Raw genomic sequence first — 25,592 nt, 5'->3', positions numbered from 1 at the left:
GTGATGAGAAAGGTTACGTACAGCAGTGAATCAATTTCATCTTCATTAAGAGGTATTTATGAAATTAATTCAGTAGAGTAGAAATGATACAAATACGAATGAATAAACAGACACACCATTCAGAATGATACAGGTTCACTATGCTAGCTTTAAATATAGAGAGAAACATAAGCCTCCTGACTCCTCAGCGAGGCTTTTTGTGAGCTTCATCATAATGGAACTTATATTGATATGTTATGTTTATTGACGCATGCAATAAAATATATTGTTAATCTATGGAACTGTTGATAGAATCTGTTTATATTACTAGATTCCTATAGGGAGGGTTCATATGATTAAGAGATTCGGTGTTATGTTAATTGCTTTTCTAGTGATAGTTTTGTCGGCCTGTGGCAATGAAGAGACTGCTACGACAGGAGCGGGAGGAGCTGGAGAAGCAAAGGAATCACCCGAGACTGTCAAAATAGCGACGGATGCGGCATATGCTCCTATGGAATTTATGGATAAGGGTGAGATTACCGGCTTTGACATTGATTTTCTTAAAGAAGTGATGGCTGAAGCAGGCATTGAATATGAGCTCAGCAATACAGGCTGGGATGCGATGCTGACTAGTGTCCAGCAGGGGACAGAATTTGCTGCGGGCATATCTAGTGTATCCATCACCGAAGAGCGTAAAGCAACGTATGATTATTCCCTGCCCTATTTCGAATCGACGAACATGATTCTGTTTAAAGAAGGAGCCGGCATAACGAGTGCAATGGATCTGAAGGATATGAAGGTTGCGGTTCAGGGTGCTACAACGGCCGATACACTGATGACAGAGATCATGGGCCAGGGTAACAGCAGCCTTAAGAAATTTGAGAGCAATGTCCTTGCCTTCATGGAGCTTGAGAGCGGCGGTGTGGATGCTGCGGTGGCGGACGTAGCGATTGTGCAGGAGTACATGAAGAACAATCCGGATAAAGCATTCGAGAGCATCCTCGATCCGGAGAACTTTGATTCCGAATATTACGGGATTCTATATCCTAAGGGGTCGGAGCTGAAGGCAAAGCTTGATCCTGCAATCAAGGCAGTTATTGATAATGGGAAATATGCTGAGGTATACAAAAAGTGGTTTGGAAATGAACCGGATTTAACCCGATTGAAGGAAGAATTGGATAAGGCAGCAGAGTAAGCGCACAGGCAGGAACCGGGAAGCATGGGTCGGCGGTATGTGCGGCGCATGCTTTTCTTGCTGCCCATTAAATTAAGGGAGTGCAGCTCATGGATAATTTTAGATTTGATATTATCGTGGAGTATCTGCCATTGATACTGAGAGGCATGCTTCTGACGATCGGGCTCTCCATCGTTTCCATTCTGCTTGGTGCTGTCCTGGGATTGCTTATTTCATTCGGAAAAATGGCGAAGCCGAAGTACTTGAACTGGCCTGCGAGCCTGTATATCAACTTTTTTCGAGGAACGCCTTTTTATGTTCAAATTCTGATTGTTCACTTCGGTGTTGTGCCGATGTTCTATGGGAGCACAGATGCAATCACGGCGGGAATCTTGTCCATGACGCTGAATTCTGCCGCGTATATGGCAGAGATTTATCGAGCAGGAATTCAATCCGTCGATCAAGGTCAGTTTGAAGCAGCCTATTCCTCCGGAATGAACCGCTACCAGACGATGCGTTATATCATCATGCCTCAGGCTATAAAGCGCATGATTCCGGCGTTTGGTAATGAATTCATCGTGCTGGTCAAGGATTCCTCGCTGCTTGCGATCATTTCTGTTCAGGAAATTATGTTCTGGAGCAACGCGATGAGAGGTCAGTATTATGCGATCTGGGAGCCGTACTTAACAGCTGCGCTGATCTATTTTATACTGACGTATCTGCTTAGCAAGCTGTTATCTTACATTGAATGTAAACTAAAATGAAAAATTTCAGAAAATGTATAAAATCTCAGCCTCCACTTGCCGATAGATAAGATGTTCTGTCTTTTTTTATAGACAGTATGCAGTTGGCGTCATCTTCAGTGATGCATTAACAAGCTGCATAAATTACACATTTTGTAGAAAGGGGGGCTTTTTCTTTATGAAGGAATTATTGAAAAAAAGCTTAGCAAAAGTGAAGCTGGCTAACAAAAGCGAAGCAAATAAGAACAAGGAAGATAGCAGTAATGAGAATTCAAGAAATGAAAAGGTTAGCAAAGAAAAGAAGAGCTTGTTGTCTTTTAGAGTAAGGTTGATTGCAGCATTTCTATTCTTCCTGTTCCTGCCTAGTATAGCGATCTTCTGGGTCTCATATCATACGGCTGATTCAGAGATTCGGAAGTCGGATCAGGAGACAATGGAGCAATCCCTTGCCCTTGTCAGCAAGCAGATTGACTCCTTGATTGACAGTCAGAAGGCAAATATCAATTTGCTTGCAAGACAGACGAATGCGGCGCAAATTGCCAATCAAAGTCCACAGGCCCAGCGGCTGCTTGATGATTTGAAGGATGCCAACCCTCAGGTTGAATCTCTCGTCATCGTATCGTCTCGCGGAGACCAGCAAATGAAAGCCCCAATGTATGGAATGAATGAATCTGTGACAGATCAGCCCTGGTATCAGGATGCTCAAAGCAGTGAAGAGGTTATCGTAACGAAGCCTTATAAATCGAGCTCGACAGGTAATGTAGTTGTAACGTTGGCCAAAGTATTATCCGATGGTCAAGGGGTAGCAAGTATGCAGATCAGTCTGGCAGCACTGACTTCTACAGTGAATGATGTACATATTGGAGAAACAGGTATCGTGTATCTGGTAGATGGTGATGGAAATTATCTTGTGCATTCCCGTTTTAATGCAGGAACCAGTGCCCTGGAGACGCTATCCAATTCGGTGTTGGCACAGGATAACGGGGACCTGAGTTATACCATAGGAAATGCGGAGAAATATGCATTCTTTAGCACGCATGGAGCTACAGGCTGGAAGCTCGTTGCAGAAATGGACTATGCCGAAGTGGAAGAAGCCTCTCGTCCGATCCTTAACGCACTGATCGTCGTGCTTGGTATTTCTGCCATTGTGGGAATGGGGCTTATGGTACTGATGATTCGCAGCTTGCATCGCCCGATACAGGCAATGGTCAGAGCGTCCCGTGATATTGGAAATGGGGATCTGACCATCGATCTGACCGTGAAGCGCAGGGACGAATACGGCATTCTGGCGGAAGGGTTTAATAGAATGACCAGCTCCCTCCGATCCGTACTCGGAGAAGTGAGTGAAACGTCGCATCAGCTTGCAGCGTCCTCTCAGCAGCTGGCAGCAAGCTCCGAGCAGACAACAAAGGCAACAGAACAGCTGGCCACAATTATGCAGGAGACGGCAACGGGGACGATTCAATCCAATCAAAGCCTTGGCGAAGCCAAGCAGCTCGTTGAAGAGATGTCCCGCGGTGTAAGAGCTATTACAAACCAAGCTGGAGAAGTGACTCTGGCAGCCAAGCAGGTATCTGAAGAGTCCCAGGCCGGTATGGCGAGTATCGATCAAGCGAAGCATCAAATGGATCAGATCGGTGCTTCAGCGGGTGACCTCAATGAGGTGATTCAAGGGCTCGGAGATAAATCATTAGAGATACGTAAGATTGTTGAAGTCATTACGAATATCGCGAAACAGACGAATATTTTATCGCTGAATGCTTCAATTGAAGCGTCAAGAGCAGGTGAGCATGGGCGGGGATTCGCTGTTGTAGCGAACGAAGTGAAGGAGCTGGCAGCGCAGTCGGCCGCTTCTGCAGCACAAATTGCTAAATTGACCCATGAAATGGAGCAGGGAACAGGAGCTGCGACAGCATCGATGGGCACGGCATCTAAAGAAATTACGAAAGGGATCGCTACAGTCCAGGAGGCAGGCGAGCGGTTCAGAGTGATTCTGCACTCCATTCAAGAGGTTGCGGCTCAGATGGAGGAAGTATCCTCAGCCTCGAAGCAGATGGATGCCTCTATGGCCCATGTCGGAGAATCATTTGAGGTCGCTGTAGCGATCTCGGATCAGATATCCGCTGGCGCACAGGAAGGGTCTGCGGCTTCGGAAGAGCAGCTGGCAGCCATGCAGGAGGTCGCTTCTTCTGCAGTAACTTTATCTAATATAGCGGATGAGCTTCAGGAGATTATTCAGCGTTTCAAATTGTAGATTGAAATGACAGAGTGCCCCATCTATTCCTTAGTGCTAAGGATAGAGGGGCGCTCTTTTCTTATGAAGTGGGATTGCTGTCAATCGCCTTACGAACATAGCCTTTGGATGAAAGGAGCAGCTTCCTCGCTGAGGATGCGTCTGAACCGGTCATAATCATAACAATGGCGGTCTTGATATGGCCATCTGATTCGATATAGGCATCCTTGATCTGCTCCTCGGAGGCTCCGGTTGCCAGCTTGATGATACGTTTGGCACGATCGACCAGCTTCTCATTGGAAGGGTTAAGATCAATCATCAAATTCCGGTATACTTTACCGGAGCGGATCATGGCTGTGGTCGTCAGCATATTGAGAATCAGCTTCTGTGCGGACCCGGACTTCATTCGGGTAGAACCCATGATGACTTCGGGTCCGGTTACGGCTTCAATCGTATAGTCTGCCAGCGGTTTCATGTCCGAATTGGGGTTATTGCACAGTCCGACTACAAGAGCGCCCAGAGCGCGGGCTTCCTTCATGGCACCCAGTACATAAGGTGTTCTGCCGCTCGCGGCAATGCCAATGACAACATCATTGGGGCCGACCTGATGGGATTTCATATCTTCGCTGCCCCCTTGTTCGCTGTCCTCCGCACCTTCCACAGGTGTTCGGACGGCCTCGAAGCCGCCTGCGATAACCCCCTGAACCAGTGATGGATCCGTACCGTAGGTGGGGGGACACTCAGATGCATCGAGGATGCCGATTCTGCCGCTGGTACCGGCACCGACATAAAATAAACGTCCACCTCGTTCAAAGCTCTCCACTATACAATCGGCAACCTTTGCAATATCGGGTATGAGTGGCCTGATTACCTTGGCGATCTGCTGATCCTCATCGTTAATGAGCTTCATGATTTCAATGGAATCCAGCTGATCAATATGATCTGTTCTCGGATTGGGCTGTTCAGTAATCAACTGGCTAAGTTTATGGCTTAGATGATTCATAATAAGGTACGGCCTCCTTCGCTCCTGGCCCCCATTCTAGAATAGAAAGTGATTTGTGCTATTCGTATATATACGGGGCATCTTGATTGCAAGCTTTTCTATATTAATGAACCTTTGTTTGTAAGTAACGGAAAGGCAATTTCACTCGGGATTACACCATACTATACGAGTCCATAGGCTCCTTGATCGGGGTAGAAGAACCGCTGTCGTGCTATCAGGGCTGCGCCGTAAGCCGGCGGTCTGTCTGCTGAACCTGTAACCATATGAAGGTGGGGAAAGATCTTACTTAAGCATTCCTTATAGTGCGTTCTATATATGGAGGAGTAGAGAAAGATAGAACCGGTTGCAGCTACAGTTTCTTGTTGGAGATCAGGGTGAGAATACAGAAGAGCGGTGGTTGTGTCGGCCAGACTTGCGGCCTGAGATCTAAGTATGCTGATTGCAAGCGGATCTCCTTCCTCAGCGGCACGGATGCACAGCTTAGCATAAGAAGCGATGCTCTTCTTACTGAAGGGTTGTTGATAGATGAAGGTGCGGAGCTCTGTGATCTCGTTTAATTGACAGGCTTCTTGAACGAGGGAAGTCAGCAAGGTAGGTGGGGTGATTCGGTCATAACTTCTCATGATCCCTTGAAGGGTCTGCAGACCAATCTGATAACCGCTGCCCTCATCGCCAAGGAGATGCCCCCAGCCTCCTGCACGGTGAATGCTTCCCTCTCTTGTGAATCCATAAACAATGGAGCCTGTTCCGGCGATCACGAGCACACCTGTATGCTCCCCTGATGCTGCCATGAGAGATATCTCGCCCTCTGTACAAACGGTAATCGGAAAGGAGAGAGATCTGTGCTTCATACATTGTCTGACCTGATTAATAAGTGTACTCTTCTCTTCATCCGATTGTATACCTGACATACCAAGACAAATTCCTTTACACATAATTGAGCGCTCATTAATAAACGTGAATGTTGTTTCCAGTAATCGATTGAGCTCATTAGCAGCTTCAAGAGGTGAAGTTGTATAGGGATTTGTTGCCCCGCCATCGAATTGAGCGAGAATAGATTTATCTTCGAGCATGGTTACTACTTCGGTTTTGGAACCGCCACCATCCACGCCAATAAAGACATTCATCGCTTCACCCCTTCTCATTTTTTATTAAGTATAGGTCATAATTTCCAGAATGTAAAATAAAATTTTAAGTAAATAAATTATTATTGAAATTATATTTCATACCTCATATAATAATATCAATCCAAGCATATTTGGAAGGATAGAGAACCGATTATGTTAGTTTATCTAACCTATTAGTACATATTTTATTGAAATGGAGGTGGAACTGCTCTCATGAATGGTGGCTTGGTTCGTCTCAAGGAAGCCTATGAAACACTGAATCCTTCGGAGCGTAAGATTGCGGCTTATATTCTGCAGCAGCCTGGCGAGATCATCGAGCTCTCCGTTGCCGAGCTGGCAGCGAAGAGCGGTGCAAGTCAGGCAGCGATCATCCGCCTATGCAAAACGATCGGCTTCAAAGGTTATCAGGACCTGAAAATTAAGGTGGCTGGTGACTTGCAGGGGTCGGATGAGCAGGCAGGCTATCAGGAGATCAGACCGAATGACAGTGTATCTGCGATGATCCGAAGTGTATCGAACAATAATATTCAGTCCATCCGGGATACGCTGAAGATTATGGACGAGGCGATGGTTGAGCGAGCCGTTTCTTTAATGGATCAGGCAAGGCGTATTTATTTTTTTGGCGTTGGAGCTTCCAATCTGATAGCTATGGATGCACAGCAGAAATTTCTAAGAATTAACAAGATGAGCTTCTCCTTCGCTGATCCGCATCAGCAGCTCACATCAGCGGTCACAATGACAGAAGAAGATGTAGCCGTCTGCATTTCCTATTCGGGTGAAACGGAAGAAGTGCTTCGTGTCGCCGAACTGGTTCGGAAGCGGGGGGCAGAAGTGATCAGCATGACCAAGTACGGCCATTCCAAGCTGAGCAAGCTGGCGACCGTACCTCTATACACATCATCCACAGAGAGTGAGATTCGAAGCGGTGCGATGGGTTCCCGGATGACTCAGCTTAATCTGATTGATATTTTGTATCTCTGTGTAGCCAGCAAGAATTACGAGCAGTCGGTCAAATATCTGGAGGAGAGCAGGCGGGCCCTGAGAAGGTAGTCTAATCTACGGTGTTCCTTTACGTGGAACGAACGAGGGGAGATAGGTGCTAATGCGTAAGACATGGATTATGCTGACCTCTATTCTGATGTTTGCGGTGACAGCCTGCAGCGGCGGGGGAGGAAGCAGCGAGCAAAGCGCGGATGCCAAGGATACGGTGACAGTCTGGACATATCCTGTTCATAACAAGTATGAAGAGGACCTGAAGGAGCTCCTCGCTGATTTTAATAAGGAGCACCCGAATATTACCGTCAAGACCGAGATGCTCACCTGGGCTGAAGGCCCCAAGAAATTTGATGTTGCCCTGAATGCGGGCAATCCGCCCGATCTGTATTTTCACAGTGTAGATGGAAGTTACGTCGATTCTGGTCTGGCTATTCAGCTGGATGATTATCTGACGCCTGAGATCAAGGAGGATTATTACCCGGGAACGCTTGAGCTCGGGCAGATTCAAGGCAAACAATACGGGCTTCCGATCTATCAGTACCAATGGGGCTGGGGCGGCAACAAACGTATTCTTGAGGAAGCCGGAGTCGATTGGCAGAAGATCCAGCAGGAGGGGTGGACTTGGGATGAATTCCTGGAGCTCGCACCTAAGCTGATGGGGACTGCTCCTGACGGATCTCCGCAATATGCCTTTGTAACTGAAGGGCAGACGATGGAGATTATGGAGCTGCTGTCCCGCAATAACAACATGCCGGATGTGCTGAATGCGGAAGGTGAGTTCCAGTGGAATGATGACCGAATTCTGGAGACACTTAAATTCCTGGAGACCCTTCGTACAGAAGGTTATATGCCCAAAGAGACCGCAGCCATTGCTCCTGCGAAACGTGTAGAAATGTTCTATGCCGAGCAGGCGGCCATTATCTCCAAGGCAATTCCATATTACGATGTGCTCATCAAGCAGCGGAATGCGGATATTGATGCAGGAACAGTGCAAGGTGCCAAGGTTGAATTCGTATTGCTGCCGGTCCCACATCATAAGGATGCTCCTCAGAAATCAACGATGGGCGGCGAGGGCTACGTAGCTTTTAGGCAAAAGAATGATAAGGGCGAGCAGCATGCCAAGAACACGTTCCTCGTTATGGAAGCGCTGAGCGGTGCCAAAGCCGGGAATTCGGCCAATGAGCTCGTGCTGCCGTTTGTAAGAAATTCACAGGCTGAATATTTTGAAGGCAAGGGTCTGGGCACGCCGGAAACGCTGGAGGCAGCCCGTATCATGGCAGAGCATATGGAGCAGCCGGTTGTTCTCTCGCTTGATTCAGCGCTGGCAGCGAAGCAGAAGCAGTTCAAGGAACAGGTAATGAAGCCGAACATTCAGGCGTTATTTACAGGTGAGAAGACAGCCGAAGAGATAGCGGCCGAGTTTAAGGCTAAGGGAGAAGAGATGTTCAAGTAGATTCTTAGATGCGATGCGAAAAAGGGGGAAGTGTATATGAAAAAACCGCTTGCGCTTATGATCGCTATGATGATGCTCATCGTGACAGCCTGCGGCGGCAATTCAGGGAGTGATGCGGAGACCGTCGATGCCGATGCCAAGGATACGGTAACCGTGTGGACTTACCCTGTTCATGGCACATACGAAGATGAGCTGAAGGAGCTTATCGCTGATTTTAATCAGGGGCATCCCCATATTACGGTTGAGTACGAAATGCTTACATGGGCAGAGGGGCCTAAGAAGTTTGACGTCGCTCTGAATGCAGGTAATCCGCCAGATCTGTATTTTCACAGTGTCGATGGCGCTTATGTGAAGACAGGGCTTGCGCTTGAATTGGACTCTTATCTGACCGATGAGATCAAGAATGACTATGTGCCTGGCACACTAGAACTTGGCCAAATTCAAGGCAAACAGTATGGACTGCCGCTCTATCAATTCCAGTGGGCTTGGGGCGGCAATAAGCGCATCCTGGAGGAAGCGGGAATCGACTGGAAGCAGATCCAGCAGGAGGGCTGGACCTGGAGTGAATTTAACGACGCGGCAGCCAAGCTTACAGGTACGGCTCCTGACGGCACCACGCAGTATGCGCTCGTCACAGACGGAACCTCGTTAGATTTTATCGAAATGCTGACACGCAATAACGGAATGCCCGATGTGCTTAACGCCAGCGGCGAATTTCAGTGGAATGACCATCGTATATTAGACACCCTTACCTTCATAGACAACCTCATTGATCAAGGCTATATGCCGAAAGAAACCGCAGCTATCGCTCCCGCCAAACGAACGGATATGTTCTATGCCGGGCAAGCGGCGATCATCTCCAAAGCACTTCCCTATTATGATGTCATGATTCAGAACCGTAACAAAGATATTGATGCCGGCACGGTCCAAGGCGAAAAAATCGAATTTGTACTGCTTCCCGTACCTCATAACGACGGGGCGGAGCCTAAGACAACCATGGGCGGAGAAGGTTATGTTGCCTTCAAGCAAAAGAATGACAAGGGCGAGCAGCATGCCAAGAACACGTTCCTTGTGATGGAGGCACTGAGCGGCGCCAAAGCAGGGAACTCGGCTAACGAGCTTGTACTTCCTTTCGTTCGAAATTCACAAGCTGAGTACTTTGAAGGCAAGGGCCTGGGCACACCGGACACCATAGAAGCCGCGAATATGATGGCAGAGCATATCGAAATTCCGGTAACCCTCTCACTCGACATTGACAAGTCTGCGCAGCAGAAGCAGTTCAAGGAACAAGTCGTCAAGCCCAACATTCAAGCCCTGTTCTCCGGCGAGAAGACACCTGAGCAAATTGCGGAGGACTTCAAGGCAAAGGCAGAGCAAATGCTCAAATAAATAGCGTCATCTGCAGAGGAGGCTGTCCTGAGGACGAAGTCCTCAGGAGCCTTTTTCGCTAGAAGGAATGGTCATTTCTACGACAAACACAAGGGGTGAGAGAACGATGCAGACATCACTTGCGCCAAAAAGGACACCTTCCCGCCAAAGCCCAATGCGAGCGATTAAGGAATATGGCTGGGCTTATCTCTTCATCTTAGCTCCGGTTCTCTTGTTCCTCGTATTTACACTGTATCCCGTGGGTCATGCTTTTTTTATGAGCTTTCAGGAATACGGCATTATGAATTCCACCTGGGTAGGGATGGATAACTACAGCCGGTTGTTCCAGGACGCTACATTCTGGAAGTCAATGAGGAACACCGTTATTTTTACACTGGGAACCGTGCCGGTCAACATTATCATTACCTTCGTCTTGTCTGTGCTGATCTTTCAAATGAAGAGCAAGTGGCAGACCTTCTTCAAGGCAACGCTATACCTGCCGGCTGTTGCCTCCGGCGTGACAATCTCCGTGGTGTGGCTGGCTATATTTGATCCGACCGAGGTCGGACTTCTCAACAGATTCCTCAGCTGGTTCGGGCTTGATCCTGTAATCTGGCTGGGACAATCCAGTACAGCACTCTTCTCGCTCATTCTCATGAGCTGGCTCGGCTCCCATGGGGCAGGGATCATTCTCTACATGGCCGCTCTGGGCGGCATTCCGAAGTCGCTCTATGAAGCGGCGGATATTGATCATGCCAGTGCATGGACCAAATTTACGAAGATTACGTGGCCCTTGCTTAAACCAACGACGCTCTATCTGCTCGTTACAGGCGTAATCGGGTCGTTCCAGGTCTTCATTTCGGTGTATCTAATGACCCAGGGGGGTCCGAATTTTGCGACAACGACAATCGCTTATTTGATCTATCAGACCGCTTTCGTATTCTATGAGTTTGGTCTGGCTTCGGCCCAGTCCTTCGTACTTGCTCTTATCATCGTGGTCATCTCCATAATCCAGTTTAAATACTTCTCCAGTGATGTTGAATATTAAAGGCAGCTATAGAGGGGGTGTGATGTATGACGATGAAACTACAAAAAAAATCGGTCCTGCTCATTCTGGCAGCCGTTATTATTTTACTCTGGGCGATTGTAACGATCATTCCGCTGTACTGGATGCTGGTCGGCTCTGTTCAAGATACGAAAGTGTCCGCTACTTTTCGGCCGCAGATGATTCCTGAAGTGATCTCGATGACGCCTTATGAGCGGTTCTTTGGCAAAACAGATGCCTGGCGCTGGTTATGGAATTCGTTTATTATCGCAGCGATTACCACGATTACGAACGTGTTCTTCGCTTCGCTCGCCGGTTATGCCTTCGCCAAGCTCAAGTTCCCGGGGGACAAAGCGATCTTCTGGGTCCTGCTCAGCACGATGATGATTCCTGCGCAGGTTACGCTGATTCCCCTGTATATACTGATGGTCAATGTATTTAACATCGGAGACACGTACACAGCGATCATCTTGCCAACGGCGGTTAGTGTGGGAAATATCTTTCTCATGAAGCAGTATATGTCCTCCCTTCCCACTTCACTTATTCATGCGGCACGGATTGATGCCTGCAGCGAGTTCGGGATCTTCTGGAAGGTCATACTGCCGATGGCGAAGCCGGGACTTGCTGTCCTTGCGATCTTCAGCTTCGTTGCCTCGTGGAATGAGTTCTTCTGGCCGTTCCTCATTACGAATTCAAGCGATATGCGGACTATACAGGTCGGGCTTGCTTCCTTCGTGTTCGGCGATGCGTCCGATTTTGCCGCCATGATGGCGGGAGCGACCGTGGGCGCTCTACCGATGATTATTCTGTTCTTCTCCCTGCAGCGCTATTTCCTGCAAGGCATTACTATTGGAGCCGTTAAAGGCTGATACGTGAAAGGAGGAATACCTATGGCACGGGTGGAGTTTCGACAAGTACGCAAGCAGTTTAGTGATGACAAAAAAGGGACCTTTACCGCAGTAGCGGGCTCCGACTTCGTTATTGAGGATCAAGAATTTGTCGTGTTCGTTGGTCCCTCCGGCTGTGGAAAGACCACTTCGCTTCGAATGATTGCAGGACTAGAGAAGCAGACGAGCGGCGATATTCTCATCGGTGAGAGGGTCGTCAACGACTTGCATCCGAAGGACCGGGACATTGCCATGGTGTTTCAGGATTATGCACTCTATCCTCACATGACGATTCGGGAGAACCTGTCTTTTGGTCTTCGCAATCTGAAGAAGGATAAAGAGTATATTAATCAGCAGGTGGAAAATGCCGCCGGTATTTTGGGACTCACACATATGCTTGAACGTAAGCCGAGAGAGCTGTCCGGCGGTCAGCGCCAGCGTGTGGCTGTCGGCCGGGCCATCGTCCGGGACCCGCAGGTGTTTCTGTTCGATGAGCCGCTCTCGAACCTTGACGCCAAGCTTCGCATTCAGATGCGGGTAGAGCTTAGCGAGCTTCACAAGCGGCTTGGAGCAACGATTGTATATGTTACCCATGACCAGGTAGAAGCGATGACCCTCGGGGAGCGAATTGTAGTCATGAACAACGGTATTATCCAGCAGATTGACTCCCCGACGGAGCTGTATGCGAATCCGCAAAATATGTTTGTTGCCGGATTTATCGGATCTCCAGCGATGAACTTCATTGATGCTGTCGTGGAGGGCAACAGAATTCGCATCGAAGGGGCTGAGCTGACGCTTACAGATGAGGTAGCTGCCGGGCTTGCAGGTTACCATGGCAAGAAGGTGGTGCTCGGCATCCGCCCAGAGCATATCTATGGAGAAGACATTGCGCCGAGTCTGAATGAATATCACAAGATTGAGGCGAAGATCGATGTCGTTGAGCATCTTGGGTCGGAGAACCTGATCTATTTTCATATTGGAAGCCGTTTGGTTACAGCGAAGGTTAATCCCGAAACGACAGCTTATACGGGCATGTCCAAGAACTTCTTGCTCCATTTGCATAAGGCCCATTATTTTGATCCGGAGACAGAACAAAGAATTAGGCTGAATTGAAACGGTTCATGCCAGATCGAAGAGAACAAGGAGTGAAATGCGATGCGTAAGCTGAGTGAGGTGTTGGTCAAGACGGGAGCGGAGATTTATCGGGAGATCATTCCCGTTGCCTTGTACAGTGTACTCAGTTCACTAATACTCATTCCCACGGTACTGCTGCTGCCCATAACGGCTGCCTTGTTTGTCATTCCTTTCATTTATATGCCGCTGTTCTTTGGTGTACTGCATGTGTTCCATCATAAAATGGAGCGTAAGAGCAGAAGAAACGGGCTCAAGGACTTGGCTGACGGCGTGCGAAAAGGATATTTCCCCGGGGTTGTCATGGGGCTGTTCGTATCACTGCTCGTATTCATTCTCTGGTCCACCTGGTGGTATTACGGCGGCAAAGACGGCATGCTCTATACCATTATTGCTGTGTTCCAGACTTATTTTGTGATCATGGCATTGATCTCTCAATTCCATACGTTCCAGCTCGTTCTGCAGAAGGAGATGGGGATCTTCAAGGCAATGGGGGAAAGTGTCAAGCTGCTCCTCAGACATCCGGGGTACACCGTCGGCGCCTTCTTCCAGACGGTATGTCTTACTGTGCTGCTCGCTCTGACGGCAGTCGGCTTCCTCGTGCTGTTTAACGGAATGATGGGAATTTATATGCATAAGGTGACTGCTAATTTAATTGAGGAAGAAGAGCCTGCCGCAGATGAGTGGAATGAACAGGCGGTAACCGCAGGCTCTGTTAAATAGAGAAGCTTGCTGCAAAAATAATAATGAAGGCGCAGGGAGTGTTATCCTGCGCCTTCTCTATAACCAAGGGAGGGGTTGGCATGAAGGCAAATGTGCTTACCGGAGCTGATCGGTTATCCGAATTATCGCATCCATTTCTTGAAGGCAAACGAATAGGGCTGGTTACGAACCCTACAGGCATAACTGCTGATTTCAGGACGACGATCGAGGTATGTGCACAGCTTGAGAACAGCCGGCTGACCGCCTTGTTTGCGGGAGAACACGGGCTGTACGGTGAGCGTCAGGCAGGAGTTCCGTTCGAGGATGAGATGCATCCGGTGCTAGGGATTCCCGTATTCAGCCTGTATGGCAAGCAGAAGAAACCGACGCCGGAAATGCTGGAACAGGTGGATACGGTTATTTTTGATATGCAGGATGCAGGGGTGCGCTTCTATACGTATTTATCGACTCTCTTTTATATGATGGATGCCTGTGCTGTCAGCGGAAAGTCACTACTTGTTCTTGATCGAATCAATCCAATGGGGGGAATGAAGGTAGAAGGAGGCATACTGCAGCAAGGCTATGAATCCTTTGTGGGTGCCTGGCATATGCCAATACGCTATGGGATGACGATTGGAGAGATTGCGTTGATGCGGAACAAGGAAGAGGGGAGCGGATGCGAGCTGGATGTCGTCAGGCTTGAAGGCTGGAGGCGATCCATGACCTATGCCGAGACGGGGCAGCCATGGATGATGCCGTCACCAAATATTCCCTCACCCGAAACGGCTGAGGTCTATGCAGGGACTTGTTTGTTTGAAGGGACGAATGTGTCTGAAGGACGAGGCACGACCAGACCCTTTGAGTGGATAGGGGCACCTTGGATGGACGGCGAACGAATTGCACGGCAAATGGAAGTGCATCAGCTTCCGGGTGTCCATATTCATCCCGCATATGCTTCACCGGTATATTCCAAGCATCAAGGCGCACTGTGCGGGGGCGTTCGGCTGTTCATTACGGATAGAGACCAATTCATAGCAGTAGAGACAGGGCTGATGCTGCTGCACGAAATTGCACGCTCGTACCCTCAGCACTTTGAATGGACCCCGCCTCCTCCAGGCGGCGGCCGTTATTTTATTGATCTCCTCACGGGGGGAAGGGAAATTAGAGAACGGGTTCGGGACGAAGAAGGACTTCGGCAGATCATGGCGAATTGGCATCAGGATGAAGAGAAATGGCGTGAGAGAAGAGCATCTTATCTGATCTATGGGAGCTGAGAATATGAATTCAAATTCCAATGTAGAAGCACTGCTTGCTCGTTTAAGTCTGCGGGAAAAAATCGGTCAACTGCTGTTGTGCGGACTTCCGGGTCCTGAGTTGACTGAGCCGCTTGCAAAATTTATCAAGGCGCATCCTGTTGGGGGCATTATTTATTTTGCCCGGAACGTAGAGAGTCCCGGACAGGTAGCTCAGCTTACTCATCAGCTGCAAACCACTGCGAGGGAGGCCAGCCAGCTGCCGCTGCTGATATCCATTGATCAGGAAGGCGGAATGGTGGCTCGTATAGCGGATGGAATCACCTTATTCCCTGGTAATATGGCAATTGCAGCTGCAGGCGCAAGTGACGATGCCTATGAAGCGGCCCTGGCCAGTGGCAAGGAATTAAGTGCGCTCGGCATTAATTTGAATTTTGCACCCGTTCTGGATGTAAACAACAATCCACTTAATCCAGTGATTGGGGTTCGCTCCTTCGGTGAGTCGGCACAGATGGTGGCCGAGTATGGTGCTCAGGCGGTTCGGGGATATCAGGATGCCGGTGTGTCTGCTTGTGCGAAGCATTTCCCTGGACATGGCGATACAGCAGCCGACTCGCATCTGGATCTGCCGATGGTTCCCCATGACTTGGAGCGAATGAAAGGACTGGAGCTGACACCTTTCGTGAAGGCGATTGAAGAGGGAGTGGACTTTATTATGTCTGCTCACATCTACTTTCCGGCGCTCGAAGCGGAGAAGAAGCCGGCAACCCTGTCTTCCTCTGTACTTACAGGGCTGCTGAGAGATCAGCTGGGCTATGAGGGAATGATCATGACCGACTGTATGGAGATGCATGCCATTGCCGATACCTACGGCACCGTGGAGGCTTCGGTGATGGCGCTCGAAGCCGGAGCCGATCTGGTGCTGATCAGTCATACCCATGAGCTGCTCACTGGAGCATATCAAGCGATTGAACAGGCTGTGCTATCGGGTAGGCTTACTGAAGAGCGGATCGATGAGTCAGTCCGCCGTTTGCTGTCACTGAAGATCCGGCGCGGCATCATGATGGAGGATGGCAGCTTCCCTGAGGAGGTGCAGGCTGCACCCGTTATCGACGCGAACGGCTTGCCAGCGGGCGTCGGGCTTGCAGAGCATGGAGATATCGCTCGCCGAATCAGTGAACGCAGCGTGACACTCGTTCGTGATGATGCGGGTATGCTTCCGCTGTCTGGCAAGAAGGTGCTTGCTGTGACAGTGGCATCCTCAGCGATGACCATTGCCGATGAGAAGATCAAGGATCAGCTGAGTCTTGGTGCTGCGCTGATCGAGCAGGGAATTCATGTAGAAGACCTTAGCATAGCGGCAGCAGAGGTGGCTGAGCAGAGCGAATCGGTCATCACCGCAGCAGCAAGCCCGGATATTGAGCAAATTGTGATCGCTACCTATAATGCTCACTTCTATTCTGAGCAAGCAGAGCTGGTGAAACAGCTGCAGGCTACGGGCAAGCCGCTTGCGGTGGTCGCTACACGCAATCCCTATGACCTTATGGCGTTTCCCGATATTAAAGTATACATTGCGGCTTATGAGAGCAGGCCAATCGCCATGAGAAGCGTGGCAAGTGCCTTGCTTGGTTTGATTCCGTTCATGGGCAAGCTGCCCGTCACCCTTAGTGATGAGCTGACGGCAGGCAGCTCATCACGATGATCCGCATTACAGGCTTCCAAGCAGAGAGTCTGGTCATCGGGCTCATGTCAGGCACATCGCTGGATGGTGTGGATGCAGCGCTGGTTCGAATTAAAGGGAGCGGACTGAGCACAGCATCCAGACTGCTTGCCTATGTACAGCTCCCGTATGAAGAAGAATTTAGAGAGCGGATCAAAGCGCTGTGTACGATTGAACATTCTAATGTAGAAGACATTTGTTCTATGAATTTTCTGCTTGCGGACCAATTTGCCGCTGCTGCTCACGCTGTATGCCATCAAGCAGGCATCGCTATGGATGAAGTGGACTTCATCAGCTCGCACGGACAGACGGTATGGCATATTCCGAAGGAAGATGCGGGACGGTCGCTTGCACGCTCCACCTTACAGCTTGGGGATTTGTCGGTCATCGCAGCCCGAACCGGAAGACCGGTTGTGGGTGATTTCAGACCAGCCGATATGGCGGCCGGAGGGCAGGGTGCTCCGCTGGTTCCTTATGGAGATCTGATTCTATTCGGTGATCCACAGCGGGGGAGGATCTTACAAAACATCGGAGGGATCGGGAATTGTACGATTCTTCCTGCAGCCTGCACAGCTGATCAAGTAACGGCTTATGATACGGGGCCGGGTAACATGATTATCGACCAAGTTGTGCTCGAATTGTCCGGAGGAAAGCTTGCCTATGATGAGAATGGGAAATGGGCAGCTGAGGGAACACCGGATCAAGCATGGGTGAGTGAAATGATGCAGCATCCTTATTTCTCACTAATGCCGCCTAAATCCACTGGACGTGAACAATTTGGGGCGGCATATGCGGCAGCCTTTTTAGCGGGTGCAGGGGAACGTGGATTGTCCTCAGCGGATATCGTAGCTACGGCAACATGGTTCACAGCAAAATCTATTACAGATAGCTACAAACGCTGGGTATTCCCTGAATACAAAATCGACGAAATCATCATATCTGGCGGGGGTGCACATAACGAGGTGCTTCTATCTATGCTGAGTGAACTGCTTCCTGGCCGGACCGTTGCCAAGGCAAGCTCGTTCGGAATAGATGACGATGCAAAAGAAGCGCTGATCTTTGCACTGCTCGGTAACGAATGTATTCACGGCATACCAAACAATGTGCCTTCCGCTACAGGAGCGGGCCGCCGGGTTGTAATGGGCAAGCTGGCGCTTGGCTGAAACAGATGAATAAGCAGGATTATGAAGGGAGTTTACCCTCATGGTCCTGCTTTTTTTTTGATGTTCGTATCATTCTGACTGTACGAAGAGGAGTGAGCTGCAGATTTAATCTCGATTCATGGATGAAATAATATAAAATAGACAATATACATATTTGTTTGACAATAAACAAACATAATAATAATATATCTATATAAAATGTAATGGAGAGTGCGAATGATATGGAAGTGAATAAAGCTTATATGGATGATGCGGGGCTTGTGGATATCAAGCGTGGATATATGGAGCACGATCTCGAGTTCATCTGTGTATGCTGCGGCAAACGGGTTGAGAAGGGAGTAATTTATCCAGTTGATGGTATCTTGTATGAAGCATTCAGATATGTTCAGATCCATATTGAGCAGGAGCATGGGTCTGTGTTTGAATATTTGATATCTCTGGATAAGAGTGTGAGCGGACTCTCGGATATACAACGTAAGCTGTTAGCGAAATTCTATGAAGGCAAGAAGGATGCTGACATTCAGAAGGAGCTTGGTACAGGGTCCACATCAACCATACGCAATCATCGTTTTGTGTTGAAGGAGAAGGAGCGTCAGGCCAAGGTGCTGCTCGCGGTCATGGAGCTGCTGAATGAGCATGATCCGAATCGCCCTGCCGAGCTTGCGGCACCGATCAGCAAACGTGCCGGTCACGATGATGACAGGTACAGCATTACCACATCCGAACAAGACAAGGTGCTTAAGAAATACTTCCCTCATGGAGTGGATGGGCCGCTTAAGACCTTTTCCATGCAGGAGAAGCATCGCATCATTGTAATGAACGAGCTTGCTAAGCGCTTCGTACCCGGGGCCGTGTACACGGAGCCTGAGGTCAACCGTATACTCGAACAAGTATATGAGGATTATGTGACGATTCGCAGATATATGGTGGATTACGGAATTCTGAGCAGAGAAGAAGATGGAAGCCGTTATGTGTTGGCTGATTCTGTAGGAGCGGAGGATAAGAAGATGAACCGGAGAGAGGAATTACAGCAGCAGGCCAAAGAAGTGAAGATCGAGGCAGGGGTTTACCAAATTCGCAATAAGCAGAACGGTAAGCTCTACGTCGCCAGCACACCGAATTTGAAATCTATCAACGGTCAGCAATTTATGCTGAACATGGGTAGTCACCGTAATCGCGGGCTGCAGCAGGAGTGGGCAGAGCTTGGTGAGCGTGCTTTCGAGATTGAAGTGCTCGAGAAGCTGAAGGTGCCGGAGGGTAATCCCTTCTACGATGCGAAGGATGCGCTGAAGAAGCTGGAGGCGAGCTGGCTTGAGAAGCTTCAGCCTTATGCACCGAACGGCTATAACACTTTGTAATAAGGTATTTGAATTAATCCCATCAAGAACACATGTACAATTGAAATTATGGTGCATGTGTTTTTTGTTTTTAGGTTAATACTGGGTATAGCAGAACTCCTCATTATATCCCGGGAAATAATCTTACGAAGGGTGGAAGAAAGGAATGACGAATAGACGGAATATACTCATCACAGGGGCGGCAGGAAGAATTGGAGGCTGTCTTGTCCAAGGGTTACAGGCAACAGAGGCGTATAACATTATTGCCGCAGATCTGAATGCAAATGAGGAACAGGGCATTAAACCGCTGGATGTTACCAATGCGGAACAGCTGCTTGCTCTGACTAAAGGTGTGGACACCGTGCTTCATATTGCATGGGCGAAGGATGAAGAAGATTTTCTGGGCAAAGTGCTGCCCATCAATGTAACAGGGGCTTATCATTTGTACGAAGCGGCACGCAAGCAAGGAGTGAGACGGATTATTTTTGCAAGCTCAAACCATGCGACCGGCTTCTATAAAGTGGATGAAGAAGTAGAGGTAACAGACCCTTATCGGCCTGACAGCTTCTACGGATTAAGCAAGTGTTATATTGAGCTGCTCGGGAGATTGTATGCAGATCGGCATGGGATATCCTCCATTAACATTCGAATTGGCAATTTTCCAGGTGATGACCGTCCGCATTCGGAAAGAGCTGCCCACATTTGGATTTCGGAGCGGGATATGGTGCAATTAGCTGAGAAATGCATTGAGGCCTCGGATGAGCATAAGTTTCTATGCTTGTACGGCACCTCGGCAAATACCGATAATTATTATGATATCGGATATTTGGAAACGCTGATCGGGTACAAGCCCCGGGACGATGCTGCCGACCTGCTTGAAGCAGCCAGAAGCAAAGGGGTGCAGATTAAGGAAGATGAGACAGATTACCAGGGCGGAGGAATGACGAGAGCGGCGCATTAGTTGTGGACAGCGTCTGACAACGGTCTGTTAAAATTTCAAAACCCATCAGTGCGAGTATTAAACCAAGTGTATAGCGATATGATAGAAATGAGCTGTATAAGCTAAGAAGGTATTTGCATGAAATATCATCTTAGCTTATTTTATTTGCCTACATAGAAATCAATTCGTTCGTGACTTAAGCTTGTTTGTGTACGATATCATCTTTACAATAGATAAAACAAATGCACGGAAGCGTTTCAATAACCATTTTCTGCAGATCTAAGATACACGTGTCCCAAAAGAACGGGCGCCTGGCGGATTAGCTGGGCTTTTTTGTATTTAAAGGAGGTATGAAATTTTGAAATCCCTATGCAAAGTGATGATCGTTGATGACGAAATGCTGGTAAGGCAGGGCATTAAGCATCTAATGAACTGGGAACAGGCCGGATTTCGAATTGTCGGCGAGGCTGCGAACGGACTTGAGGCGCTTGATCTTGTGGAGGAAGTTAAACCTCATATTATTCTGACCGATATTGTGATGCCCATCATGGATGGTGAGAAATTCGTGAAAATTGTGAAGGAACGGCATCCCAAGATGGAAGTTATCGTTCTCAGCAGTTTTAGTGAATTCGAATACGTTAGATCCACCTTCCAGAGCGGTGTAGCGGATTATATATTAAAACCAAAGCTGGAAGCCGAGTATCTGCTCAGTATTCTGAATAAAACGGCAGCCCGGATTGCGGAATTACAGGAAACCGCACTCGAAGAACCTGCCGAGGAGAGATATATCGAACAGGCGGCTGAGAAGCTGATCGCAGGTTATGAAGCGGAGCTACCACCCGGAGTGCTGAATTCTGTCCTGCCAGGGGATAGCTACGTCCTTATAGGCATGGATTTGAAGCACATCGCAGTGCAGGAAGTGAGGTCCAGCTTGATTCAGATGGTAGAGACCATGATCTCACAGATTGCTGATACGGCAAGCATCCATTTGAATATGAAGGACCAGGCCCTATATATACTGAACATGAACTCTGAGATTTGGAACAGTCTCATTATGGACGTTAGAGGAGGAATAGGGCATTTGCCGCCGGAACAAAAATCCGGCGTCCATATGGTCATGACGGAGCGGTTTACGGATTTTTATCAGTTAGGGGCGGTGTATCGGAATCAGTTCTTGTCGCTTGCACGGTATTCCTTCTATATGCCGGATAAGCATTTTATCTATGTAGGGGATCTGCCGGACTTGCCTCAGGTGACAGCAGACCTCGACATGGGAGAGCTGACAGAGCAGCTGAAGCGGAAGCAGTTTCAGAAAGGTTTCGCCGGATTTCTGGAGCACATTCATCTCAAATCCATGGATTATCGAACGGATATTTTCGAATTCAAAGCCTATCTGGGCAACTTTATTTTCAATGTAACAAATACACTCGGAAAGCTGAAATATGATACAGAGCGGCTCGAGCAGAGCAAATATGAGTTCTTCCGCAGAATTGATGAGGCAGCATATGCCCGGGATGCGATCCAGCGCATTGTTGATTTCATTCATGAAGCCGAGAAGGTAATCGGCGAAACCAACACTGCGGTAAATCCGAATATGGCGATGCTGCTGAGCTATATTCAGGAGCATTACAGGGAGCCGATTACGCTGACTGAAGTAGCGAAGCAATTTCATTTTAACCCATCCTATTTGTCGAGTTATTTCTCAGCTCATAATAATGAGGGGTTCAGCGAGTATCTGAATAAGATCCGTGTTCAAAAAGCCAAGGAGCTGCTGACTTCAACAGAGGAGTCCATCTCTGAAATCAGCGCACAGGTAGGGTACTCAGATCAGAGCTATTTCACAAAAGTGTTCAAGAAGCTTACGGGTCTGTCACCAAGCACCTACCGCAGAGAGCAATTTGCAAAAGAGGATTGAGACACATGAAAATGTTCAATAATCAAAGCTTGTTTGTCAAGCTGTTCCTGGTGACCTTGATTAGTCTTATTGCGGTATCTGTACTCACACTGGCAATAACGATAAGGATGTCGGAGCAGCTCTTCCTGCAGACTTTCAGCATTACGAATACGAAGCTGCTTAATCAGATGAAGTCGAATCTTGAATCCTATAACGGCGCCGTGGCTACCACCACGAACTTAGTTAGTCAGAGCGGAACGATACGTAACTATTTGACGAATGGAGATACGGATTCAGTGTCTTTGGCAATGCAGACATTCAATATGACACAGCGAATGAAGACGATCAGCTCTAACTTAAGCGCTTATGAAGTCAGTATTATGGTACTGGGCGCCAATGGACGCAGCTATACGACAGATCCGTGGTATGGGTCCGCGACAGCAGCAGAGCTTGAAGATCATCCGATTACAGAAAGAACGATTCGTGATCCTCACAAGATTGTATATCAGCTCTACCATGATGACAGTCAGTCCGGCACATGGAAGGAGCCTGTTCTGGTTGCTTCCAAGGCGCTGTATCATCATGGCTCGGATGAGATTTATGGAACAATGTACGTCATGATCAGAGACAGTATATTTAAGCCTTTCTATGCCAACTTCACAAGTGATGGAAATGATGTGCTCCTGATGAACGATGAAGGATTAGTGATCTCCAGCAATCAGCAGGAGCTGATTGGAATGACGGATAAGGCACTGCTGACCAAAGTCGTTGCCGACCAGCGCAGTGGGGAGCTAGGTAAGAACGCCGATCTGCTGGGTGATGACCGCATCTTATTCTCCGAATACTTACCTGAGTTCGATTTCTATCTCGTCAATCTGATCGATAAGGATGCTGCCATCGGACAGATGGTTAATGTAAGAGCGTTAACACTGACCACCCTGGGTATTGTGGGCATATCCCTCATTATCGTGTATTTTATGACTAGAAAAATGACAAGATCTCTGCGAGGGCTGATCCATCAAATGTCGGGTATCCCGACGAAGGGCTTCAGCAATTATGTTGATGTCTCGACCAGCAGCCTGGAGGCGCGGGAGCTCGGAAATGCGTTCAATTTTATGCTGGACGAGCTGAATGACTATGTGGACAGACTTGTTCAGACTGAGAAGCAGCAGCGTAATGCCGAGCTCGCGGCGCTGCAGATGCAGATTAATCCTCATTTTCTATACAACACGCTCGCGTCCATTAAATTTCTGGTTCAGCAGGGAGACCGTGAACGGGCAGCAGAGACGATTAACTCTTTAATTACGCTGCTGCAAAATACGGTAAGCGACGTGGAATCCACCATTCCGGTGAGGCAGGAAATCGAGACACTGAAAAACTATGTGTATATTAACCATGTTCGCTACGGAGACAAAATTCGCGTGAACTATTTTATCGAGCCGGATGTCATGGATTACGAGGTGCCTAAGCTCATTATTCAGCCTTTTATCGAGAATGCATTCTTTCATGCTTTTAATCACAAAGGGGAAGGAAGCATCCTCATTATGATATCCAGTCAGCATGAACAGCTGATCTGTGAGGTCGTGGATAATGGGGACGGAATGGAAATGGGATCTGTTCGGGAGCGTCCAGTCCGTGAGGATGGAAGCGGGCTTCCAGAGACCAAGCTCCCGCAGACCAAGCGGAATCGCAAGCTGTTCTCTGGCATTGGGATTAAAAATGTGGATGAGCGGATCAAAATTATGTACGGAGAAGACTATGGGGTCCAAATTACAAGCAAGCTCGGGGAAGGAACCAAGGTGAGAATTAGTCTGCCGCTTATTTCCTCTTGATACTTAAAATCATGAAAAAAATCCCAAACCACAAGAAATGAGTACAAGCTGTCATAAAAATATTGCAAAAAGCTAAATATATTACCTGACAGCCACTCTTGTACTCTTGCCAACACCCAATAAAAGAACAAAAGCTTGCAAAGATAGTTCTAAAGAAAACGCATACAAGAGTGATAAGATGGGAGCATAGCAAGAGTAAACGCTTCCATCTTTTGTTTTTCAGTTTTCATTTACAAGCCTTGAGGAGGTTATGATTTTGAAAAAATTATTGTCTGTTATGCTGGCAAGTGCAGTGCTGCTGACCGCTTGTGGCGGTGGAGGAGGAGAATCCGACTCAGGCCAAAGCGCAGAAACGAATGAAATTACCGTTTGGGCTTGGGACCCGGCATTCAATATTGCGGCAATGAATAAAGCAAAAGAAGCTTATGCTGAGGTTAATCCGGACTTGACAGTCAACATCGTTGAAAATGCACAGAATGACATTGTACAGAAGCTGAACACGGGACTTAACTCTGGATCGACAAAAGGACTTCCAAACATTGTATTGATTGAAGACTATAGAGCACAGAGCTTCCTTCAATCCTACCCGGATGCTTTCTATGAATTGACCGATGTGATCAATGCAGAGGACTTTGCAGATTATAAGATCGGTCCAACAAGTGTGGACGGCAAGCAATATGGCGTACCGTTTGACTCGGGTGTAACCGGTATGTATGTCAGAACCGACTATCTGGAGCAGGCAGGCTATAAGCTGGAGGATCTGCAGGATATCGACTGGAAGCAGTACATTGAGATCGGTAAAGATGTGAAAGAGAAGACAGGCAAAGCGATGCTGACTCAAGACCCTAATGATCTGGGCATCATTCGTATGATGATCCAATCTGCAGGCAGCTGGTATACCGCTGAAGACGGTTCAACTCCAGCGATTGCTGATAACGCTGCTATGAAGACGGCATTTGAGACTTATAAAGAATTGATGGATTCCGGTATCGTCAAAGTTATTTCAGACTGGAGCCAATTTGTTGGTGGAATGAATAGTGGAGAAGTTGCATCTGTGCCTACAGGTAACTGGATTACACCATCCATCAAAGCCGAGGCATCTCAGTCCGGTCAATGGGCAGTAGCTCCACTTCCTACGCTTCCTGGTGTTGAAGGATCTGTTCATGCATCTAACCTTGGAGGAAGCTCCTGGTATGTCATGAATGTCGATGGCAAAGAAGCAGCAGCAGAATTCTTGAAGCAAACTTTTGGATCTGATGTGGATCTGTATCAAACCTTGAACACAGATGTAGGCGTTATCGGTACACTTAAAGCCGCTGCAGAAGGTGAAGCATACAAAGCGGAAGATGAATTCTTCCAGAATCAAAAAGTCGTATCCGATTTTGCAGCTTGGACAGAACAAATTCCGAATGTGAACTATGGTCTGAACACGTATGCAATTGAAGACATTTTGGTTGTCGCGATGCAGAGCTACCTTGGCGGACAGGATCTGGATGCCGTTCTAGCGGATGCTCAGACTCAAGCAGAAACGCAAATTCGTTAATCTAAAAATTTTCACAAAGCTGGAATAACAACAAACCCTTGCTCTTTACGCTGCTTCTTAAGAGGATTG

General features: G+C 48.1%; 20 protein-coding genes. 18 read left to right on the top strand and 2 right to left on the bottom strand.

Annotation, left to right across the window (positions count from 1 at the left end; genetic code table 11):
• Positions 1–331 precede the first annotated feature (331 nt).
• From BK126_RS23350 to BK126_RS23340, 3 genes are all read left to right on the top strand, one after another.
• Positions 332–1,174: a basic amino acid ABC transporter substrate-binding protein gene (locus tag BK126_RS23350; protein WP_076314923.1), complete on the top strand. Its 843-nt coding sequence runs from the start codon at positions 332–334 to the stop codon at positions 1,172–1,174.
• 89 nt (positions 1,175–1,263) lie between these two features.
• Positions 1,264–1,917 carry an amino acid ABC transporter permease gene (locus BK126_RS23345; RefSeq protein WP_076314922.1) on the top strand — a complete coding sequence of 218 codons (654 nt, stop codon included), beginning with the start codon at positions 1,264–1,266 and terminating at the stop codon, positions 1,915–1,917.
• A 157-nt stretch (positions 1,918–2,074) separates the two neighbouring features.
• Complete coding sequence (locus BK126_RS23340) at positions 2,075–4,150, top strand: methyl-accepting chemotaxis protein (RefSeq protein ID WP_076314921.1); 2,076 nt, start codon at positions 2,075–2,077, stop codon at positions 4,148–4,150.
• 61 nt (positions 4,151–4,211) lie between these two features.
• Here the strand turns inward: BK126_RS23340 and murQ are convergent, their stop codons facing one another.
• Positions 4,212–5,132 (bottom strand): N-acetylmuramic acid 6-phosphate etherase, encoded by a 921-nt coding sequence (gene murQ / locus BK126_RS23335; protein WP_076314920.1) that lies wholly within the window; start codon positions 5,130–5,132, stop codon positions 4,212–4,214.
• A gap of 161 nt (positions 5,133–5,293) precedes the next feature.
• On the bottom strand, positions 5,294–6,259 hold the full coding sequence (locus tag BK126_RS23330; RefSeq protein WP_076314919.1) for an N-acetylglucosamine kinase: 966 nt from the start codon (positions 6,257–6,259) through the stop codon (positions 5,294–5,296).
• A gap of 213 nt (positions 6,260–6,472) precedes the next feature.
• Here BK126_RS23330 and BK126_RS23325 point away from each other — a divergent pair, with 213 nt between their 5' ends.
• The 15 genes from BK126_RS23325 (at position 6,473) to BK126_RS23255 (ending at position 25,523) form a co-directional block, all read left to right on the top strand.
• Complete coding sequence (locus BK126_RS23325) at positions 6,473–7,309, top strand: MurR/RpiR family transcriptional regulator (protein WP_076314918.1); 837 nt, start codon at positions 6,473–6,475, stop codon at positions 7,307–7,309.
• A gap of 52 nt (positions 7,310–7,361) precedes the next feature.
• The gene (locus tag BK126_RS23320; RefSeq protein ID WP_076314917.1) at positions 7,362–8,708 is read left to right on the top strand and encodes an ABC transporter substrate-binding protein; all 1,347 of its coding nucleotides are present in this window, start codon (positions 7,362–7,364) and stop codon (positions 8,706–8,708) included.
• A gap of 36 nt (positions 8,709–8,744) precedes the next feature.
• Positions 8,745–10,097 carry an ABC transporter substrate-binding protein gene (locus tag BK126_RS23315; RefSeq protein WP_076314916.1) on the top strand — a complete coding sequence of 451 codons (1,353 nt, stop codon included), beginning with the start codon at positions 8,745–8,747 and terminating at the stop codon, positions 10,095–10,097.
• A 106-nt stretch (positions 10,098–10,203) separates the two neighbouring features.
• Positions 10,204–11,124 (top strand): carbohydrate ABC transporter permease, encoded by a 921-nt coding sequence (locus tag BK126_RS23310; RefSeq protein ID WP_076314915.1) that lies wholly within the window; start codon positions 10,204–10,206, stop codon positions 11,122–11,124.
• Positions 11,125–11,156: 32 nt separating this feature from the next.
• Complete coding sequence (locus tag BK126_RS23305; protein ID WP_076314966.1) at positions 11,157–11,990, top strand: carbohydrate ABC transporter permease; 834 nt, start codon at positions 11,157–11,159, stop codon at positions 11,988–11,990.
• Between the two features lie 21 nt (positions 11,991–12,011).
• A complete protein-coding gene (locus tag BK126_RS23300; RefSeq protein ID WP_076314914.1) occupies positions 12,012–13,121 on the top strand; it encodes an ABC transporter ATP-binding protein in 1,110 nt (369 codons plus the stop codon).
• Between the two features lie 42 nt (positions 13,122–13,163).
• Positions 13,164–13,862 (top strand): hypothetical protein, encoded by a 699-nt coding sequence (locus BK126_RS23295; protein WP_076314913.1) that lies wholly within the window; start codon positions 13,164–13,166, stop codon positions 13,860–13,862.
• Positions 13,863–13,942: 80 nt separating this feature from the next.
• Positions 13,943–15,115 (top strand): exo-beta-N-acetylmuramidase NamZ family protein, encoded by a 1,173-nt coding sequence (locus BK126_RS23290; protein ID WP_076314912.1) that lies wholly within the window; start codon positions 13,943–13,945, stop codon positions 15,113–15,115.
• A gap of 4 nt (positions 15,116–15,119) precedes the next feature.
• The gene (nagZ, locus tag BK126_RS23285; RefSeq protein WP_076314965.1) at positions 15,120–16,796 is read left to right on the top strand and encodes a beta-N-acetylhexosaminidase; all 1,677 of its coding nucleotides are present in this window, start codon (positions 15,120–15,122) and stop codon (positions 16,794–16,796) included.
• Complete coding sequence (locus tag BK126_RS23280) at positions 16,793–17,977, top strand: anhydro-N-acetylmuramic acid kinase (RefSeq protein ID WP_076314911.1); 1,185 nt, start codon at positions 16,793–16,795, stop codon at positions 17,975–17,977. Before nagZ ends, BK126_RS23280 begins: the two co-directional genes overlap by 4 nt.
• 221 nt (positions 17,978–18,198) lie before the next feature.
• Positions 18,199–19,335, top strand: a complete 1,137-nt coding sequence (locus BK126_RS23275; RefSeq protein ID WP_076314910.1) for a DUF2087 domain-containing protein — start codon at positions 18,199–18,201, stop codon at positions 19,333–19,335.
• Positions 19,336–19,480: 145 nt separating this feature from the next.
• On the top strand, positions 19,481–20,275 hold the full coding sequence (locus BK126_RS23270; RefSeq protein WP_076314909.1) for an NAD-dependent epimerase/dehydratase family protein: 795 nt from the start codon (positions 19,481–19,483) through the stop codon (positions 20,273–20,275).
• Positions 20,276–20,612: 337 nt separating this feature from the next.
• Complete coding sequence (locus tag BK126_RS23265) at positions 20,613–22,169, top strand: response regulator transcription factor (protein WP_076314908.1); 1,557 nt, start codon at positions 20,613–20,615, stop codon at positions 22,167–22,169.
• 5 nt (positions 22,170–22,174) lie between these two features.
• Entirely contained in the window at positions 22,175–23,980 is a 1,806-nt protein-coding gene (locus tag BK126_RS23260; RefSeq protein WP_076314907.1) for a cache domain-containing sensor histidine kinase, read from the top strand.
• Positions 23,981–24,236: 256 nt separating this feature from the next.
• A complete protein-coding gene (locus BK126_RS23255) occupies positions 24,237–25,523 on the top strand; it encodes an ABC transporter substrate-binding protein (RefSeq protein WP_076314906.1) in 1,287 nt (428 codons plus the stop codon).
• Positions 25,524–25,592 lie beyond the last annotated feature (69 nt).

The organism is Paenibacillus sp. FSL H7-0326, from assembly GCF_001955535.1.
Taxonomy (GTDB): Bacteria; Bacillota; Bacilli; order Paenibacillales; family Paenibacillaceae; genus Paenibacillus; species Paenibacillus shunpengii.
This window is presented reverse-complemented; position numbering and strand designations above follow the sequence as displayed.

Coding starts and splice junctions, on each gene's coding strand:
- BK126_RS23350 (WP_076314923.1), top strand. CDS start 332: ATGATTAAGAGATTCGGTGTTATGTTAATTGCTTTTCTAGTGATAGTT.
- BK126_RS23345 (WP_076314922.1), top strand. CDS start 1,264: ATGGATAATTTTAGATTTGATATTATCGTGGAGTATCTGCCATTGATA.
- BK126_RS23340 (WP_076314921.1), top strand. CDS start 2,075: ATGAAGGAATTATTGAAAAAAAGCTTAGCAAAAGTGAAGCTGGCTAAC.
- murQ (WP_076314920.1), bottom strand. CDS start 5,132: ATGAATCATCTAAGCCATAAACTTAGCCAGTTGATTACTGAACAGCCC.
- BK126_RS23330 (WP_076314919.1), bottom strand. CDS start 6,259: ATGAATGTCTTTATTGGCGTGGATGGTGGCGGTTCCAAAACCGAAGTA.
- BK126_RS23325 (WP_076314918.1), top strand. CDS start 6,473: ATGAATGGTGGCTTGGTTCGTCTCAAGGAAGCCTATGAAACACTGAAT.
- BK126_RS23320 (WP_076314917.1), top strand. CDS start 7,362: ATGCGTAAGACATGGATTATGCTGACCTCTATTCTGATGTTTGCGGTG.
- BK126_RS23315 (WP_076314916.1), top strand. CDS start 8,745: ATGAAAAAACCGCTTGCGCTTATGATCGCTATGATGATGCTCATCGTG.
- BK126_RS23310 (WP_076314915.1), top strand. CDS start 10,204: ATGCAGACATCACTTGCGCCAAAAAGGACACCTTCCCGCCAAAGCCCA.
- BK126_RS23305 (WP_076314966.1), top strand. CDS start 11,157: ATGAAACTACAAAAAAAATCGGTCCTGCTCATTCTGGCAGCCGTTATT.
- BK126_RS23300 (WP_076314914.1), top strand. CDS start 12,012: ATGGCACGGGTGGAGTTTCGACAAGTACGCAAGCAGTTTAGTGATGAC.
- BK126_RS23295 (WP_076314913.1), top strand. CDS start 13,164: ATGCGTAAGCTGAGTGAGGTGTTGGTCAAGACGGGAGCGGAGATTTAT.
- BK126_RS23290 (WP_076314912.1), top strand. CDS start 13,943: ATGAAGGCAAATGTGCTTACCGGAGCTGATCGGTTATCCGAATTATCG.
- nagZ (WP_076314965.1), top strand. CDS start 15,120: ATGAATTCAAATTCCAATGTAGAAGCACTGCTTGCTCGTTTAAGTCTG.
- BK126_RS23280 (WP_076314911.1), top strand. CDS start 16,793: ATGATCCGCATTACAGGCTTCCAAGCAGAGAGTCTGGTCATCGGGCTC.
- BK126_RS23275 (WP_076314910.1), top strand. CDS start 18,199: ATGGAAGTGAATAAAGCTTATATGGATGATGCGGGGCTTGTGGATATC.
- BK126_RS23270 (WP_076314909.1), top strand. CDS start 19,481: ATGACGAATAGACGGAATATACTCATCACAGGGGCGGCAGGAAGAATT.
- BK126_RS23260 (WP_076314907.1), top strand. CDS start 22,175: ATGAAAATGTTCAATAATCAAAGCTTGTTTGTCAAGCTGTTCCTGGTG.